At 70.1% G+C, this 14,478-nt stretch carries 15 protein-coding genes; 8 read left to right on the top strand and 7 right to left on the bottom strand.

Annotation, left to right across the window (positions count from 1 at the left end; all coding sequences use genetic code 11):
- Positions 1 to 465: 465 nt before the first annotated feature.
- The 3 genes from ACVV2G_RS27145 to ACVV2G_RS27135 form a co-directional block, all read right to left on the bottom strand.
- Entirely contained in the window at positions 466 to 1,851 is a 1,386-nt protein-coding gene (locus tag ACVV2G_RS27145) for a DNA primase family protein (protein WP_453845392.1), read from the bottom strand.
- Positions 1,848 to 2,060, bottom strand: coding sequence for a hypothetical protein (locus ACVV2G_RS27140; protein WP_453845391.1), 213 nt, complete (start codon positions 2,058 to 2,060; stop codon positions 1,848 to 1,850). Before ACVV2G_RS27140 ends, ACVV2G_RS27145 begins: the two co-directional genes overlap by 4 nt.
- 626 nt (positions 2,061 to 2,686) lie before the next feature.
- The gene (locus ACVV2G_RS27135; RefSeq protein WP_453845390.1) at positions 2,687 to 4,495 is read right to left on the bottom strand and encodes a recombinase family protein; all 1,809 of its coding nucleotides are present in this window, start codon (positions 4,493 to 4,495) and stop codon (positions 2,687 to 2,689) included.
- Between ACVV2G_RS27135 and sp36 the strand changes: the two genes are divergently transcribed.
- From sp36 to ACVV2G_RS27110, 5 genes are all read left to right on the top strand, one after another.
- On the top strand, positions 4,494 to 4,670 hold the full coding sequence (sp36, locus tag ACVV2G_RS27130; RefSeq protein ID WP_210964068.1) for a Sp36 family protein: 177 nt from the start codon (positions 4,494 to 4,496) through the stop codon (positions 4,668 to 4,670). The genes ACVV2G_RS27135 and sp36 overlap by 2 nt on opposite strands.
- On the top strand, positions 4,667 to 5,134 hold the full coding sequence (locus ACVV2G_RS27125; RefSeq protein ID WP_453845389.1) for a RidA family protein: 468 nt from the start codon (positions 4,667 to 4,669) through the stop codon (positions 5,132 to 5,134). Before sp36 ends, ACVV2G_RS27125 begins: the two co-directional genes overlap by 4 nt.
- Positions 5,135 to 5,505: 371 nt before the next feature.
- Positions 5,506 to 6,519 carry an alpha/beta fold hydrolase gene (locus ACVV2G_RS27120; RefSeq protein ID WP_453845388.1) on the top strand — a complete coding sequence of 338 codons (1,014 nt, stop codon included), beginning with the start codon at positions 5,506 to 5,508 and terminating at the stop codon, positions 6,517 to 6,519.
- Between the two features lie 69 nt (positions 6,520 to 6,588).
- On the top strand, positions 6,589 to 7,605 hold the full coding sequence (locus ACVV2G_RS27115) for an NUDIX hydrolase (protein WP_453845387.1): 1,017 nt from the start codon (positions 6,589 to 6,591) through the stop codon (positions 7,603 to 7,605).
- On the top strand, positions 7,602 to 8,444 hold the full coding sequence (locus ACVV2G_RS27110) for an MBL fold metallo-hydrolase (protein WP_453845386.1): 843 nt from the start codon (positions 7,602 to 7,604) through the stop codon (positions 8,442 to 8,444). Before ACVV2G_RS27115 ends, ACVV2G_RS27110 begins: the two co-directional genes overlap by 4 nt.
- Positions 8,445 to 8,450: 6 nt before the next feature.
- Here ACVV2G_RS27110 and ACVV2G_RS27105 read toward each other — a convergent pair whose 3' ends face one another.
- Positions 8,451 to 9,125 (bottom strand): Crp/Fnr family transcriptional regulator, encoded by a 675-nt coding sequence (locus ACVV2G_RS27105; RefSeq protein ID WP_003975365.1) that lies wholly within the window; start codon positions 9,123 to 9,125, stop codon positions 8,451 to 8,453.
- A 348-nt stretch (positions 9,126 to 9,473) separates the two neighbouring features.
- Here ACVV2G_RS27105 and nth point away from each other — a divergent pair, with 348 nt between their 5' ends.
- Genes nth through ACVV2G_RS27090 form a run of 3 tightly spaced genes read left to right on the top strand, consistent with a single transcriptional unit; the run spans position 9,474 to position 12,560 of the window.
- Positions 9,474 to 10,526, top strand: a complete 1,053-nt coding sequence (nth, locus tag ACVV2G_RS27100) for an endonuclease III (protein ID WP_453845385.1) — start codon at positions 9,474 to 9,476, stop codon at positions 10,524 to 10,526.
- A gap of 52 nt (positions 10,527 to 10,578) precedes the next feature.
- Positions 10,579 to 11,313, top strand: coding sequence for an NUDIX hydrolase (locus tag ACVV2G_RS27095; protein ID WP_453845384.1), 735 nt, complete (start codon positions 10,579 to 10,581; stop codon positions 11,311 to 11,313).
- Positions 11,314 to 11,360: 47 nt separating this feature from the next.
- Positions 11,361 to 12,560 carry a MarP family serine protease gene (locus ACVV2G_RS27090; RefSeq protein ID WP_453845383.1) on the top strand — a complete coding sequence of 400 codons (1,200 nt, stop codon included), beginning with the start codon at positions 11,361 to 11,363 and terminating at the stop codon, positions 12,558 to 12,560.
- Positions 12,561 to 12,698: 138 nt separating this feature from the next.
- Here the strand turns inward: ACVV2G_RS27090 and ACVV2G_RS27085 are convergent, their stop codons facing one another.
- The 3 genes from ACVV2G_RS27085 to ACVV2G_RS27075 form a co-directional block, all read right to left on the bottom strand.
- The gene (locus ACVV2G_RS27085) at positions 12,699 to 12,884 is read right to left on the bottom strand and encodes a hypothetical protein (RefSeq protein ID WP_453845382.1); all 186 of its coding nucleotides are present in this window, start codon (positions 12,882 to 12,884) and stop codon (positions 12,699 to 12,701) included.
- Between the two features lie 127 nt (positions 12,885 to 13,011).
- Entirely contained in the window at positions 13,012 to 13,986 is a 975-nt protein-coding gene (locus ACVV2G_RS27080) for an alpha/beta fold hydrolase (protein WP_453845381.1), read from the bottom strand.
- Positions 13,983 to 14,471 carry a phage holin family protein gene (locus tag ACVV2G_RS27075; RefSeq protein WP_453845380.1) on the bottom strand — a complete coding sequence of 163 codons (489 nt, stop codon included), beginning with the start codon at positions 14,469 to 14,471 and terminating at the stop codon, positions 13,983 to 13,985. Before ACVV2G_RS27075 ends, ACVV2G_RS27080 begins: the two co-directional genes overlap by 4 nt.
- Between the last annotated feature and the right edge of the window lie 7 nt (positions 14,472 to 14,478).

Here is a 14,478-nt window from a genome sequence, read left to right as displayed (position 1 = left end):
AGCGGGCAAGGGGGCCCGACCGGTAAGGAGTCCGCCGCAGTGCACGCGTGACTTCAACTCACCGAAGATTCAGAATGATTGCGGGTGACAGCCGCAGGCGGACATAGGAACGTTCCTAGGTGGGTGAGAGGACCGGCCGAGCCAAGGAGAGCCCGACCGGTCATCACGTGGAGAGCACGCATAACCCGAGGAACGAAACCGCCGTCCGCACACTTCAGAGAGTGAGTTCCTTAAGCGGGTCGGCCATATAGGCGTCACTATTCGTTGTCGTGGCGTTAAGCGTTACGTGATCGATACCGAACCGGGTGCGTGACAGCGGGAAAGCCGCGAAAGCGCGACAGCGGGAAAGGCTCGGGGACACCTGGGACACTTCGAAGCTCAGTTGCACAAACCTTCCCCCATGCGCGTATGGAGAGAGTTACTGCAAACAGACTCTCAAGTGTCCCAAGCGTCCCCACCCGCTGTTTAGCCGCGCATTCCGCCCCACACGCTGTCTTCTGCCAGTGCACGCACCCCGACCACGCCGCGAACCTTTCGGCCGTTCACCCGGCGCTGTCCCGTCTCCCCGCCAAAGTGTCGGGCAACAGCCTTAGACCAACTCTGCGGCGAACCGGGTAGCCGAGGATGCGCGCGCTCTCCTCGCTGCTTGATCTCGCTGTTAGGCACGAACTCATCCGGCGCAGCTTCGAAATTGTCGGCCACCCAATCCGCGAACGGGTCGGATTCCTCGCGGTATTCGTCCGTTGCTCGGGTGACCCGCTCTGGCTCATTCAGCCCGTGTGCGTACCACTCGACAGCACCACGGACGGCCCATGCGGCGATTCCCTCGGCCTCATCGAGTAGGCGGCCCTTTAGCCCCTTGTCCTCTCGGCCGATGAACGACTCATCCCACGGGACACAGCGGAAGCGTCGCCAAATGCCCTCATCGGTTCCGCGAATGGTTGGCTTGTCATTGCCGGACATGATGAGTAGCGCCGAGGGCGTGAAGTCATAGGCAGGCTTGTACTTCTGGTTTGCCGTCAGTAGGTCCGCCGCTGTGAACAGCTTCACGAAAGCCTCATCCAACCGGGCCGCTGTCATCTCGGACGAGAGAACCAGCCGGGCCCCGTGCAGCTTGGCCACAAGGGAGCCGTTACGGCCGTTCCGCTGCTTCTCCCAAAACTCGGATTCCTGCGACGTGGTGACAGCGGCGAACGTCTTACCGAGGGTTTCGGTGAATACACCCTTACCGTTACGGCCGGACCCGTAGAAGAACGCTAGACATTCCTCGCGCGTCTCGCCCGTAATGGCGTAGCCCGCTAGCCGCTGTAGGAACGTGTGCATTTCCGGGTCATCTGGCTGCGAGGAATCAAGGAATTCAAGCCAACTCGGGCATTCGGCGTCTGGCCGGTAGTTCACATCGATAATGCGTGTGATCAGGTCGGCCGGGTCGTGCGAGTGCATCTTGCCGGTTCGCAGATCAACGGTTCCGTTTCGGAAACTCAACAGCGACGGGTCAGTGTCGAGATCATCCACGCTGCGACGAATTCCCGGCATGGCCTGTAGCTCTTGCAGTGCCGCTGTGATCAGACGAGACATGCGGAGTGCCTTTGCAGCGTCGATAAGTCGGCCGTCTCCGCCGTTCGCTGCCTCCCGCAAGAGGTCGTTAGAAACGTCGTGAACCATGCCACGGGCCACAGCGTCACGCGTGCTGTCGTTCACCCAATGGCGACGATCCCACGCGTACCAACCGGGACCCTCTACGTAGATCAGTCGGCCGGCGAGTCGATCAGCGAGGAATTCGGCGCGGTCAACGTCCGTGCCGTCTCGGGCGGTTAGTCGGGGCAGGATCTCAACGGGGGTGGCGGTCACTTGTCAGCCTTCCAAGCGTCAAGGTAAGCGTTCCGCTTGGTCATGCGCTGTCGCGGCTGACTCTCGGGAGCGTCGGGGGTGCGGTGAGGGTCCGGAAACACAAGTTCCTCGGCGGAGAGTCGGCCGTAATCGCCGAGCATTTCCAAACGTTCTTCGACCCACACAATCAGTTGGTCAACGCGGGCGCGCTGCTTTTCTGCCTCGGTCATTTCGCGTGTCCTCTCTTGAACCTAGGAACGTTCCTAGGTGGTTATCGGGTGGTGCCGTAGGTGCAGCGCTGGTAGTAGGCACGGTCACGGCATGAGCGACTGCACCAGCGGGGCCGCTGTCCCTTACCGCAGTACGGCTTGAGCGGCTGTCCGCATTCGCACTTGGCGCGCATGGGGTAGTCCTCTCTTCGATGCATCGGAATTCAGGGCAAAGAAAAAGCACCCTCGGCGGGTGCCTTCAATGCTGAGAGATTGCGTCGGTTAAGAGCGCGCGAGGAACAGCGAGCACGGTTAACCCAGCGGGCGCCGTTTGGGTCGGCGTCACTCGCTGCCCTCGGGGTCCAGAGATTGAGTCGCTTAAGCGCATAGGTGGCGGAACGGTCATAGCCGACAGTGCCGTTATTGATTCGTTACATAGTTGCCGGCGGTTCCTGTGATCACTTTGGGTGGTTGCTCGGTTGCGCGCTTGCGTGTGGCGCTCTGACGGCCTTTCAGGGGGTCGGCCGAGGGGAATGAACGGCGGTCACCCGAACGGCGCTCACGCGGCCGTCTGTGGCTTTCTAGGGCATGGCAAAGGGCCCCGCTCCCTGTACTTCCAGGAGCGGGGCCCTTGTTCGCTGTCCGACCTAGGCGGCGGTTTGCTGTGCTCGCTGCGCAGGCTTGGCCCATGTGATGGTGACCCGAGGTTCAATGACGGCCTCGGCCTTGTTTCCTCGGCTCTTTTCGTCCGGCCGTGCCTTACGAATCTCGATACGTTCGATGAACAGCTTCACCAGCGCGCGCCGGTCGTTGAGCGACGCTTTCCCCCACCATGAGCCGGGCCCGATGGGGTCGTAACCCTCGTCGTCCGGCCAGAGGTCGTGTTCCAACCATGCATCGATGGGCAACACGGGAACGTCCGACTCCCCGAGGTCGGCAAGGGCAGCGTCCGCCGCTTGGAGTCGCGCTGTCTGTGCGTCCACGTCACGCTGCCAGCGACGTGCACCGATCTCGGTAGCCATGTACCGGGCTTGGTTGTCGAACAGTCCGTCAAGGGCGCGCGCAGCGTCGGCCCGCTCACCAAGCAGTGCGCTTCGCTCCTGCGCCCGTTCCGGACTCTCGTTGGCCTCCCCGTACCGCTGTGCCGCTGCGGCCAAGATGTCGCCCGTCTCGGGGTCGTCCTCACCGGAGCTGATGACAGCGAAGATGCGCCGGGCCACAAGATCATCAACGCCCGCGCGGCTGATGTACGAACCGCCCTCGTGCTCACCCGGCTTGGGCTTGGTGCCGGACGGCCGAGAACAGAAGTAGGAACCGCCGACCGGGCGCGCTGCGTTGTTGGCGCTCTTGGGTCGGCCGCACTCGCAGTAGAGAGCTTCCATGCTGGTGAGTAGGGCCGTGGTCCGGTTCTCGAACTTGCGCTTCGGACGGCTGTCTAGCCACTCCTGCAACTCGAACCAGTCGCCCGGCGCGAGGATCGGTTCCCATGCCTGGATCGGTGCCCCGCTGTCGTCCCGCCGGATGCGGTGCCCGACTACCCGCATCTTGCTCGGGTCTTTCTTCTGCGGCTCGTAGATCGGTTCCGTGGCGAAACCGGCCAACTGCGGGTGACGGAGCATGGCGGCCAGCGTCTTGATATGCCACGCACCCCCGGCCGTCTTTTTGCCCCGGTCGGTGCCCTGCGTCGGCACTCCGTCAGCGTTGAGCTGAGCAACGATGCTCCCGAGGGAACCGGGCACGGATCGGCTGTCTGTCGTCGCCGTGTCGTCGGCGCCCGCGCGGTTCTTGTGCTTGCGGATGATCCACCACACCCGCTGAATCACCTTGGCCTGTTCGGCGTCGGTGTCGAGTAGCTGAATGGCTATGGGCTTGCCGTCGGCGTTGTGCCGGGTCTCCTGCCGCAGCTTCCGGCCGTAGGGCGCCTTACCGCCGACGTACCCGCCGAGGGCCCGCGCTTGCTTCACAGCGTCCCGAACGGCGGTGCTCTTGTTCTTGCTCTCCTGGTGCGCTCCGTCAAGACGGAAGATCAGATGGATCAGATCCATGATGTTGCCTTGGCGGAACACGCCCTCGGTCGTGCTGATGATCGTTACGCCGATCCCCAACAGTTCGTTGACGATGCCGAGGGCGTCTGTCGGTTCGAGCCGAGACAGACGACTGATGTTGTAGACGATGATCACGTTGACGCGGCCCATGCGGCACTCACGGATCAGCCGCTCAAAGTCTGGCCGCTCAACCCCGCTGAACGCGGATATGCCCACGTCCTCGAAGTGACCGCACCACTTGGCCTCTCGGCCATCCCGTGCGACCTCGGCGGCGAACGTCTCGTAGCGCGCGTGGTTCGCTGCCCGCTGTGCCGCCGGGCTCGCTTCGCTGCCGTTTACTCGGCCGTACGACTGTCGTCCGTATGCTGCTACGTGAAAGTTCATGCCAGTCACTACCTCGGGAACGATCATGGCCTCACCGTGCCACCGTAAATGGGAATACGCAACCGTGCCGCTGCTCGTCCACGCCACGAAGCAGATCCTGGACACCTGGGGCGAGGACGGCTGGGAGCTCGTCCAGGTCGTGCCCGGGCCGAACAACCCCGAGCAGCTCGTGGCCTACCTGAAGCGCGAGAAGCAGGCGTGAGCGCCGTCGAGGCGAAGCTGGCCGAGCTCGGTCTGACGCTGCCCGAGGTGGTGCCGCCGCTGGCCGCGTACCAGCCGGCCGTGCAGTCCGGACCGTACGTGTACACCTCCGGCCAGCTGCCGATGGTGGAGGGCCGGCTCCGGGTCAGCGGCAAGGTGGGCGGCGAGGTCACGCCGGAGGAGGCCAAGGAACTCGCCCGCGTCTGCGCGCTCAACGCCCTGGCCGCCGTGAAGTCCGTCGCCGGTGACCTCGACCGCGTCGCGCGCGTGGTGAAGGTCGTCGGCTTCGTCGCTTCCGCCCCCGACTTCACCGGCCAGCCGGGCGTGATCAACGGCGCCAGCGAACTCCTCGGCGAGGTCCTGGGCGACAAGGGCGTCCACGCCCGCAGCGCGGTCGGCGTGGCGGTACTGCCGCTGGACGCGCCGGTGGAGGTCGAGGTCCAGGTGGAACTCGTCCGGGCCTAGCGCGACCCCGTACGCGCGACCGGACGTCGCGGTCATACGTGCGCCCGGGTGTGTTGCGCCGTACGAGCGCGGGTGGACGTGAGCCGGAGGGGTCACGGCTGAACGCGCGGCCGGAGACGTGTGCGGCCGACGTGCGCCGAACGGGGCGCGATGGAGAGGACGGCCGGATGCACGGCCGTACGAGCGTGCGCCGGACGCGTCACGGCCGGACGCGCGGCCGGTTTGTTGCCGGATCGGCAACAAACCGCGCCGGCCTCGTGGCGACGTTGCAGGATCGCTTCGGTGCCCCGTACGGAGGGGCGCCGGCCCCCCGGCCGGCGTTCCGGCCCGTGCGCCGGCACCAGTCCGACCGCGCGTACTCAGGAGGAGCCGTGCCGCAGCCGCCCGCGACCGACGACCGCCACTTCGTTCACCGTCTGGCGCCCTCGCCGGCCGGCCGCATCCATCTGGTGGAGCAGGGCGACGGGCCTCTGGTCCTGCTCGTCCACGGCTTCCCGGAGTCCTGGTACTCCTGGCGCCGCCAGCTGCCCGCCCTGGCCGCGGCCGGCTTCCGCGCCGCCGCGATCGACGTGCGCGGGTACGGGCGCTCCTCGCGGCCCGAGGCCGTGGAGGCGTACCGGATGCTCGATCTGGTGGCGGACAACGCCGCCGTGGTGGAGGCCCTGGGCGAGCGGTCGGCCGTGATCGTCGGGCACGACTGGGGTGCGACCGTCGCCGCGCACTCCGCGCTGCTGCGGCCCGACGTGTTCCGGGCGGTCGGCCTGCTGAGCGTGCCGTACACCCCGCCCGGCGGCCCGAGGCCCAGCGAGGTCTTCGCCGGTATGAGCGATCCGGCGGGCCCGTTCGCCGGGCAGGAGTTCTACGTCTCCTACTTCCAGGAGCCCGGCCGGGCCGAGGCGGAGATCGAGCCCGACGTGCGTGGCTGGCTCGCCGGCTTCTACGCCGCCCTGTCCGCCGACACCATGCCCGCGCCCGAGGCACCCGACCCGCACTTCGTCACCCCCGGCGGCAGGTTGCGCGACCGGTTCCCGGCCGACGGGCGGCTGCCCTCCTGGCTCACCGAGGAGGAGCTGGACGTGTACGCCGGGGAGTTCGAGCGGACCGGGCTGACCGGCGCCCTCAACCGCTACCGCACCATGGACCGCGACTGGGCCGACCTGGCCGACCACCGGGGCGCCCCGATCACCCAGCCGTCCCTGTTCCTCGGCGGCGGCCGGGACGCCTCCATCACCTGGCTGTCCGACGCGATCGAGGCGTACCCCGCCACCTTGCCCGGCCTGGCCGCCTCGCACCTCCTCGACGACTGCGGCCACTGGCTCCAGCAGGAGCGCCCCGAGGAGACGAACCGGCTGCTCACCGACTGGCTGGCCGCCCTCCCCGGCTGACCGTCGCCGCGGCCCCGTCCGGCCCGGGGACCACTCGAACATCCGCCCGTCACCGGATAGCCTCCGGCCATGGCGAATGGTCAGTGGTATCCCCCGGAGTGGCCGGACCGCATCCGCGCGCTGGCGGCCGGCGCCCTCACCCCGGTCACCCCGAAGCGCGCGGCCACCGTCATGCTCCTGAAGGACACCGGGTCCGGACCCGCCGTCCACATGCTGCGCCGGAGCACCTCCATGGCGTTCGCCGGGGGCGCGTACGCCTATCCGGGTGGCGGGGTCGACCCGCGCGACGACGACCGTGACATCGGCTGGGCGGGCCCCACGCGCGCGTGGTGGGCGGACCGGCTCGGCGTCGGCGAGGCGGCCGCCCAGGCGATCGTCTGCGCGGCCGTGCGGGAGACGTACGAGGAGGCGGGCGTCCTGCTGGCCGGACCGACCGGTGACTCGGTGGTCGGCGACACGACGGGCGCGGACTGGGAGGCGGACCGGGCCGCTCTGGTCGCCCGTGAGGTGTCCTTCGCGGAGTTCCTGGACCGCCGGGGCCTCGTCCTGCGTTCCGACCTGCTGGGCGCCTGGGCGCGCTGGATCACGCCGGAGTTCGAGTCCCGGCGTTACGACACGTGGTTCTTCGTGGCCGCCCTCCCCGAGGGGCAGCGCACCCGCAACGCCTCGACGGAGGCCGACCGCACGGTGTGGACCACCCCGGCCGAGGCGACCGCCGGGTACGACAGGGGCGAGCTGCTGATGATGCCGCCGACCATCGCGACCCTGCGCGCGCTGGCGGCGTGCGGTACGGCGGCCGAGGCGCTCGCGTCGGCTCCGGGCCGCGACATGACGCCGGTGCTGGCCCGGGCGCGGCTGGCCGACGGCGGGATCGTGCTCTCCTGGCCGGGACACGACGAGTTCACCAGACACGTCCCGGGCACGGCGCCGGCCCCTGGCGACCCGGAGGCGTCCGCCGGTCCGGTGGCCCCCGGCGCCCCCGCGGCGCCCGCCGGTCCGGCACCGGCGACGCGGGCCCGGCCGGCGCCCACGGCGTCCACGGCGCCCGCGACACCTTCCGGCCCGACCGGGGGAGCCCCCGCATGACGGACGCAGCGGCACTGCCCGGCCAGCCGAGGGGCGGCGTCCTCCCGGGGCCCGCCACCGCGCGCGCGGTGAACGTCCTGGCGCCCAACGCCTCCGCGATGACCCTGGACGGGACGAACACCTGGATCCTCGCCGAACCCGGCTCCGACCTGGCCGTCGTGGTCGACCCGGGGCCCCTGGACGACGACCACCTCCGGCACGTCGTCGACACGGCCGAACGGGCGGGCAGGCGCGTCGCCCTCACCCTGCTGACGCACGGTCACCCGGATCACGCGGAGGGCGCCGCGCGCTTCGCCGGGCTGACGCGCACCAAGGTGCGGGCTCTGGACCCGGCGCTCCGGCTGGGGGACGAGGGGCTGGCCGCCGGTGACGTGATCGGGGTCGGCGGCCTGGAGCTGAGGGTCGTACCGACCCCGGGGCACACGGCCGACTCCCTCTGCTTCCATCTCCCGGCCGACCGGGCGGTCCTGACGGGCGACACGGTCCTGGGCCGCGGTACGACGGTGGTGGCCCACCCCGACGGGCGTCTCGGCGACTACCTGGACTCCCTGCGCAGGCTCAGGTCGCTCACGGTCGACGACGGGGTGCACACGGTGCTCCCGGGCCACGGCCCGGTCCTGGACGACGCCCAGGGCGCAGTCGAGTACTACCTGGCCCATCGTGCCCACCGCCTCGCCCAGGTCGAGACGGCCGTGGAGGACGGCTACCGGACGCCGGGCGAGGTCGTCGCCCACGTGTACGCGGACGTCGACCGCTCGCTGTGGCCGGCGGCCGAGCTGTCGGTGCGGGCGCAGCTGGAGTACCTGGGCGAGCACGGGCTCATCCAGCCGCCCGACTGACGGGTGTCAGCGGGAGCGCTTGGCCAGCCGCTCCACGTCCAGCAGGATCACCGCGCGGGCCTCCAGCCGCAGCCAGCCGCGCTGGGCGAAGTCCGCCAGGGCCTTGTTGACCGTCTCGCGGGACGCGCCGACCAGTTGGGCCAGCTCCTCCTGCGTCAGGTCGTGCACGACGTGGATGCCCTCCTCGGACTGCACGCCGAAGCGGCGGGACAGGTCCAGCAGCGCTCGGGCGACGCGGCCGGGGACGTCCGAGAAGACGAGGTCGGACATGGCGTCGTTGGTCTTGCGCAGGCGGCGCGCGACGGCGCGCAGCAGGGCGGTGGCCACCTCGGGGCGGACGTTCAGCCAGGGCTGGAGGTCGCCGTGGCCGAGGGCGAGCAGCTTGACCTCGGTCAGCGCCGTGCCGGTCGCCGTGCGCGGGCCCGGGTCGAAGAGCGACAGCTCACCGATCAGCTCGCTGGGGCCGACCACGGCCAGCATGTTCTCGCGGCCGTCGGGGGAGGTGCGGTGGAGCTTGACCTTGCCCTCCGTGACCACGTAGAGGCGGTCTCCGGGGTCCCCCTCGTGGAACAGTGTGTCGCCGCGGGCGAGGGTCACCTCACTCATGGAGGCGCGGAGCTCCGCGGATTGCTCGTCGTCGAGCGCCGCGAAGAGCGGGTTGCGCCGCAGAACGTCGTCCACGAGTTCTCTCCTTGTCGACCGGCTCAGAGGATCTTGTTCCCCCGGTGTACCAGGGGTCCGTGGTGCCCATTTTGCCGGACAGTCCAAACAGTGTGATCTGTCACAAGGATGCCGCACTGGTGTCCTGGGGTACGCGGCAGGGGTCCAATTGGACGCCGGTCTCCGAGGTCCGGGGCGGATGTCGGTGCCGGGCCGTAGGCTGGCCGGGTGTCCAAATCGCCGGTGAGAGCACAGGCCGAGGGGGCTGCGCGGGTGGGTGTACGTCGTGATTCCGCCGTGGGCGAACAGGGCCCCGATGGCGGTAGGGAAACGGCGAAAGCGTCGAAGAGGGCGGCACCTGCCAAGAGGGTGACCGCGAAGAAGGATGCCGTGAGGAAGAACGCCGAGAGGGACCCGGCACCCGCCGAGGAGACCGCCGCCGAGAAGTCCGTAGCCGAGGAGACCGCCGCCGCCGAGAAGGCGGCGCCCGCGCGGAAGGCGCCCTCCGCGAAGAAGGGGAGCGCGGCGCGGCCGGCCCCGGTCAGGAAGCAGGCTTCCCCCGGGAAGCCCGCCGTCGCCCCCGGGAAGCCCGTCGCCGCCGTCGAGGGCGGCGCCCCGGCGAAGACCGTCGCCCCGAGGGCGCCGCGCGACGAGTCGCGCACCGCGCTGGTCCGCCGTGCCCGCCGCATCAACCGCGAACTCGCGGAGGTGTACCCGTACGCCCACCCGGAGCTGGACTTCGAGAACCCGTTCCAGCTGGTCGTGGCCACGGTGCTGTCCGCCCAGACCACCGACCTGCGCGTCAACCAGACGACACCCGCCCTCTTCGCCAGGTACCCCGCCCCCGAGGACCTGGCCGCCGCCAACCCCGAGGAGGTCGAGGAGATCCTGCGTCCGACCGGCTTCTTCCGGGCCAAGACCAAGTCCGTCATAGGGCTGTCCAAGGCCCTGGTGGAGGACTTCGGCGGCGAGGTCCCCGGGCGTCTCGAGGACCTCGTCAAACTGCCGGGCGTCGGCCGCAAGACCGCCTTCGTCGTCCTCGGCAACGCGTTCGGCCGCCCCGGCGTCACCGTGGACACGCACTTCCAGCGCCTGGTGCGCCGCTGGCGGTGGACAGACGAGACCGACCCGGAGAAGATCGAGGCCGCCGTGGGCGCGCTCTTCCCCAAGAGCGACTGGACGGACCTCTCCCACCACGTGATCTGGCACGGCCGCCGGATCTGCCACGCCCGCAAGCCCGCCTGCGGCGCCTGCCCCATCGCCCCGCTCTGCCCGGCGTACGGCGAGGGCGAGACGGACCCGGAGAAGGCGAGGAAGCTGCTGAAGTACGAGAAGGGCGGCTTCCCCGGCCAGCGCCTGAAGCCCCCGCAGGCGTACCTGGACGCGGGCGGTACCCCGGCACCTGCGCTGGGGGCCGGGTGACGGAACGATCTCGGGGGCGTCGGGCGTTGGATTCGGCAGGACGGGGGTGGAGATGACACGGGCGAGCGACACGCAGGGCCACACTCGGGGCGCGCTCCTCAGCGAGGAGGGTCTGCCCGGCTGGCTGGCTCCGGTGGTGCGGGCCGCCGAGACGGTGCGGCCCGGACAGCTGAGCCGCTTCCTGCCGCCGGAGGACGGCGCCGGCCGCCAGTCCGCCGTACTGATCCTGTTCGGCGGCGGCGAGAGCGCGCCCGAGGGCGCCCCCGGCGGGACGGGCCGCGGCCCCGAGCTGCTGCTCATGGAGCGGGCCGGCACGCTGCGCTCCCACGCCGGGCAGCCGGCCTTCCCGGGCGGCGCGCTCGATCCCGAGGACGGTGATCCGCAGGGCGAGGGACCGCTGCGGGCTGCCCTGCGCGAGGCCGAGGAGGAGACCGGGCTGGACCCGGCCGGCGTACAGCTCTTCGGCGCCCTGCCCAAGCTCTACATCCCGGTCAGCGGATTCGTCGTCACACCGGTCCTGGCCTGGTGGCGCGAGCCCTCCCCGGTCGGAGTCGTCGATCCGAACGAGACCGCGCGGGTCTTCACCGTCCCCGTGGCAGATCTCACGGACCCCGCCAACAGAGTCACCAGCATCCACCCCAGCGGTCACCGGGGACCGGCATTCCTGGTCGAATCGACGCTCGTGTGGGGCTTCACCGCCGGCGTCATCGACCGGCTGCTGCACTTCGCGGGCTGGGAGCGGCCCTGGGACAAGGAGAAGCAGGTCCCGCTGGACTGGCGGTCATGACAGGGTGACCGGTGTGAGCGTACGACGACTAGGCGGGGCCTGAATCGGTGAACGTGCTGGACATCCTGTTGCTGCTGGCCGCCGTCTGGTTCGCGATCGTCGGGTACCGCCAGGGCTTCGTGGTCGGCATCCTGTCGGTGGTCGGCTTCCTCGGCGGCGGTCTCGTCGCCGTCTCCCTGCTGCCGGTGGTCTGGGACGTCCTGACGGACAACGCCGAAGTGAGCACGACCGCGGCCGTCGTCGCGGTCGTCGTGGTCATCGTCTGCGCCTCCGTCGGCCAGGCTCTGACCACGCACCTCGGCAACAAGCTGCGCCGCCACATCACCTGGTCCCCGGCCCGTGCCCTGGACGCCACCGGCGGCGCCCTGGTCAACGTCGTGGCGATGCTCCTGGTCGCCTGGCTGATCGGCTCGGCCCTGGCCCAGACGACGATGCCGACGGTCGGCAAGGAGGTGCGGCAGTCGCAGGTGCTCCTCGGCGTGCAGGAGGCGCTGCCCGACCAGGCCGACACCTGGTTCGACGACTTCACCTCCGTCCTCGCCCGGAACGGCTTCCCGCAGGTCTTCAGCCCGTTCTCCAACGAGCCGATCACCGAGGTCCAGCCCCCCGACCCGGTGCTGGCCGACAGCCCGGTCGCCACCCGCGCCAAGCGCTCCATCGTCAAGGTCATGGGCACCGCCCCCGACTGCGGCAAGGTCCTGGAGGGCACCGGCTTCGTCTTCGCCGAGCGTCGGGTCATGACCAACGCGCACGTCGTGGGCGGCGTCGACGAGCCCACGGTGCAGATGGGCGGCGAGGGCAGGAAGTACGACGCGACCGTCGTCCTCTACGACTGGCGGCGCGACATCGCCGTACTGGACGTGCCGGAGCTGGACGCGCCCGCGCTGCGGTTCACGGACGAGGACGCCACCCGCGACGACGACGCGATCGTCGCCGGCTTCCCGGAGAACGGGGCGTACGACGTCCGTGCCGCGCGCGTGCGCGGGCGCATCACGGCCAGCGGCCCCGACATCTACCACCGCGACAACGTCCGCCGCGACGTCTACTCGCTCTTCGCGACCGTCCGTCAGGGCAACTCGGGCGGCCCGCTGCTGACGCCCGAGGGCGAGGTCTACGGTGTGGTCTTCGCCAAGTCCCTGGACGACGCCGAGACCGGCTACGCGCTCACCGTGGACGAGATCAGCGAGGACATCGACCGGGGACGCACCGCCAACCAGCAGGTGGACAGCGACAGCTGTGCGCTCTAGAAGCCGTGGGGCCGCGGCACCGTGAACCGCGCGTGGGCCCGGCGCTCAGCCGTGCGGACGGCGCGGGGCCCGGTGCTCAGGTGCGTGGATGGCGCGGGGCCCGGTGCTCAGGTGCGTGGATGGCGCGGGGCCCGGTGCTCAGGTGCGTGGATGGCGCAGGCGTACGGAGACCCAGCGGGCCCGGCGGCGCAGGATGCGCGGAATGCCCACCCGCAGCTCCGCACCCGCCAGTTGCGGGGTGCCGCCTCGTCGGTGGGTGCTGCGCACGCCGCTCGGGGAGCGGCCGTCGCGTGCTACGTCACTGTAGTCGTGCGTCCAGCCCATACACCGACGTGTGCCCGCACCCCAAGGTCGATAACCGTTCCCGGGGCGCCCAATTGGCCTATGCGGCAGGCAAGTGGCCGTTCATACGACAAGCGGCTCGATTCGGGTACCGGGCGCGCTCGACCGGTCACCGATCGGGTTCGGGATCCTTCAGCCAATTGATCAGTTCGGTGGAAAAAGCGACCGGGTCCTCTTCGTGCGGGAAGTGCCCGAGCCCGTCGAACAGCCGCCAGCGATAGGGCGCTTCGACGAACTGCCCGGACCCGGCCGCACTCCGCGTCCGCATCACGGGGTCCAGCGAACCGTGCAGATGCAGCGTCGGCACGCGTACCGGCCGCTTCATGCGGCGGTAGAACTGGATGCCGTCGGGACGGGCCAGGGAGCGCACCATCCAGCGGTACGGCTCGACGGAGCAGTGCGCCGTGGAGGGGATGCACATGGCGCGGCGGTAGACCTCCACCGCCTCCTCGTCCAACGGGCGCGGTCCCGACCAGTCGTGGATCAGCCGGCCGACCAGCGCGCCGCCGTCCGCGGTCAGTTGGCGTTCCGGGACCCAGGGGCGCTGGAAACCCCAGATGTAGGAGCCCGCCCGGGTCTGCCGGACGTCCCCGAGCATGGCCGAGCGCCAGCGCCGGGGGTGCGGCATCGACGAGACGGCGAGCCGCCGGACGAGCTTGGGCCGCATCGCGGCGGCCGTCCAGGCCAGGTACCCGCCCAGGTCGTGGCCGACCAGTGCGGCGTCCGGCTCGCCGAGTGAGCGGACCACGCCGGTGATGTCGAGGGCGAGGCCCGCGGGGTCGTAGCCGCGCGGGGTGCGGTCGCTGCCGCCGACTCCGCGCAGGTCCATGGCGACCGCGCGGAAACCCGCGTCCGCCAGTGCCACCAGCTGGTGCCGCCAGGTCCACCAGAACTGCGGGAAACCGTGCAGCAGCAGCACCAGCGGGCCGTCACCCAGCTCCGCGATGTGGAAGCGGGCGCCGTTGGCGGCGACGTCCCGGTGGGTGACCTCGTGCCCGCCGGGGACGCCGGGGCGTACGACCGACGCGGGGTGCTGCGCCGAGGGGGTCTGGCCCGAAGGGGTGGTGGAGCTGGAGCCCGTCATGAGGACGAGCGTGCCACAGCCTCGATGGCTTCGGGGGACCGGTCCGCGGGCAGCTCCGACCGCGGGTGCGGCTTGGCGTGCTGCAGGACGCCCGCCGACTGCTTCACGGAGGCGGCGACCTTCTGCGGGCCCTTGCCCTTCTTGGCCTTCTTCGCGAAGACGACGCCGATCAGTGCGAGGAGGCCCGCGACCAGGACGTTCGCCGCGAAGGACAACAGGAAGCAGACCGCGAGGTTCCAGCCGCTCCAGGTTTGGATGCCGTAGGCCAGTGCGAAGCTCAGCATCGGCAGTGAGAACACGAACACGGCTCCGGCCAGCGAGAACGCCCCGCCGCTCGTCGCCCCGCGCTTGACGTCCTGCCTCAGCTGCGCCTTGGCCAGCGCGATCTCGTCGTGCACGAGCGCCGACAATTCGGTGGTCGCCGAGGCGAACAGCCGGCCGATGCTGCGTTCAGTGCCGACCGGGCTGCCGTCGGGTGCGCTCATCGCGGTC

It is taken from the genome of Streptomyces sp. JK94, assembly GCF_053613315.1.
This window is presented reverse-complemented; position numbering and strand designations above follow the sequence as displayed.

What these genes read in the sequence shown, in the direction of transcription:
- ACVV2G_RS27140 (WP_453845391.1), bottom strand. Translation starts at nt 2,060, where the DNA reads ATGACCGAGGCAGAAAAGCAGCGCGCCCGCGTTGACCAACTGATTGTG.
- sp36 (WP_210964068.1), top strand. Translation starts at nt 4,494, where the DNA reads ATGGCCTCACCGTGCCACCGTAAATGGGAATACGCAACCGTGCCGCTG.
- ACVV2G_RS27135 (WP_453845390.1), bottom strand. Translation starts at nt 4,495, where the DNA reads ATGATCGTTCCCGAGGTAGTGACTGGCATGAACTTTCACGTAGCAGCA.
- ACVV2G_RS27115 (WP_453845387.1), top strand. Translation starts at nt 6,589, where the DNA reads ATGGCGAATGGTCAGTGGTATCCCCCGGAGTGGCCGGACCGCATCCGC.
- ACVV2G_RS27110 (WP_453845386.1), top strand. Translation starts at nt 7,602, where the DNA reads ATGACGGACGCAGCGGCACTGCCCGGCCAGCCGAGGGGCGGCGTCCTC.
- ACVV2G_RS27095 (WP_453845384.1), top strand. Translation starts at nt 10,579, where the DNA reads ATGACACGGGCGAGCGACACGCAGGGCCACACTCGGGGCGCGCTCCTC.
- ACVV2G_RS27085 (WP_453845382.1), bottom strand. Translation starts at nt 12,884, where the DNA reads ATGGGCTGGACGCACGACTACAGTGACGTAGCACGCGACGGCCGCTCC.
- ACVV2G_RS27080 (WP_453845381.1), bottom strand. Translation starts at nt 13,986, where the DNA reads ATGACGGGCTCCAGCTCCACCACCCCTTCGGGCCAGACCCCCTCGGCG.
- ACVV2G_RS27075 (WP_453845380.1), bottom strand. Translation starts at nt 14,471, where the DNA reads ATGAGCGCACCCGACGGCAGCCCGGTCGGCACTGAACGCAGCATCGGC.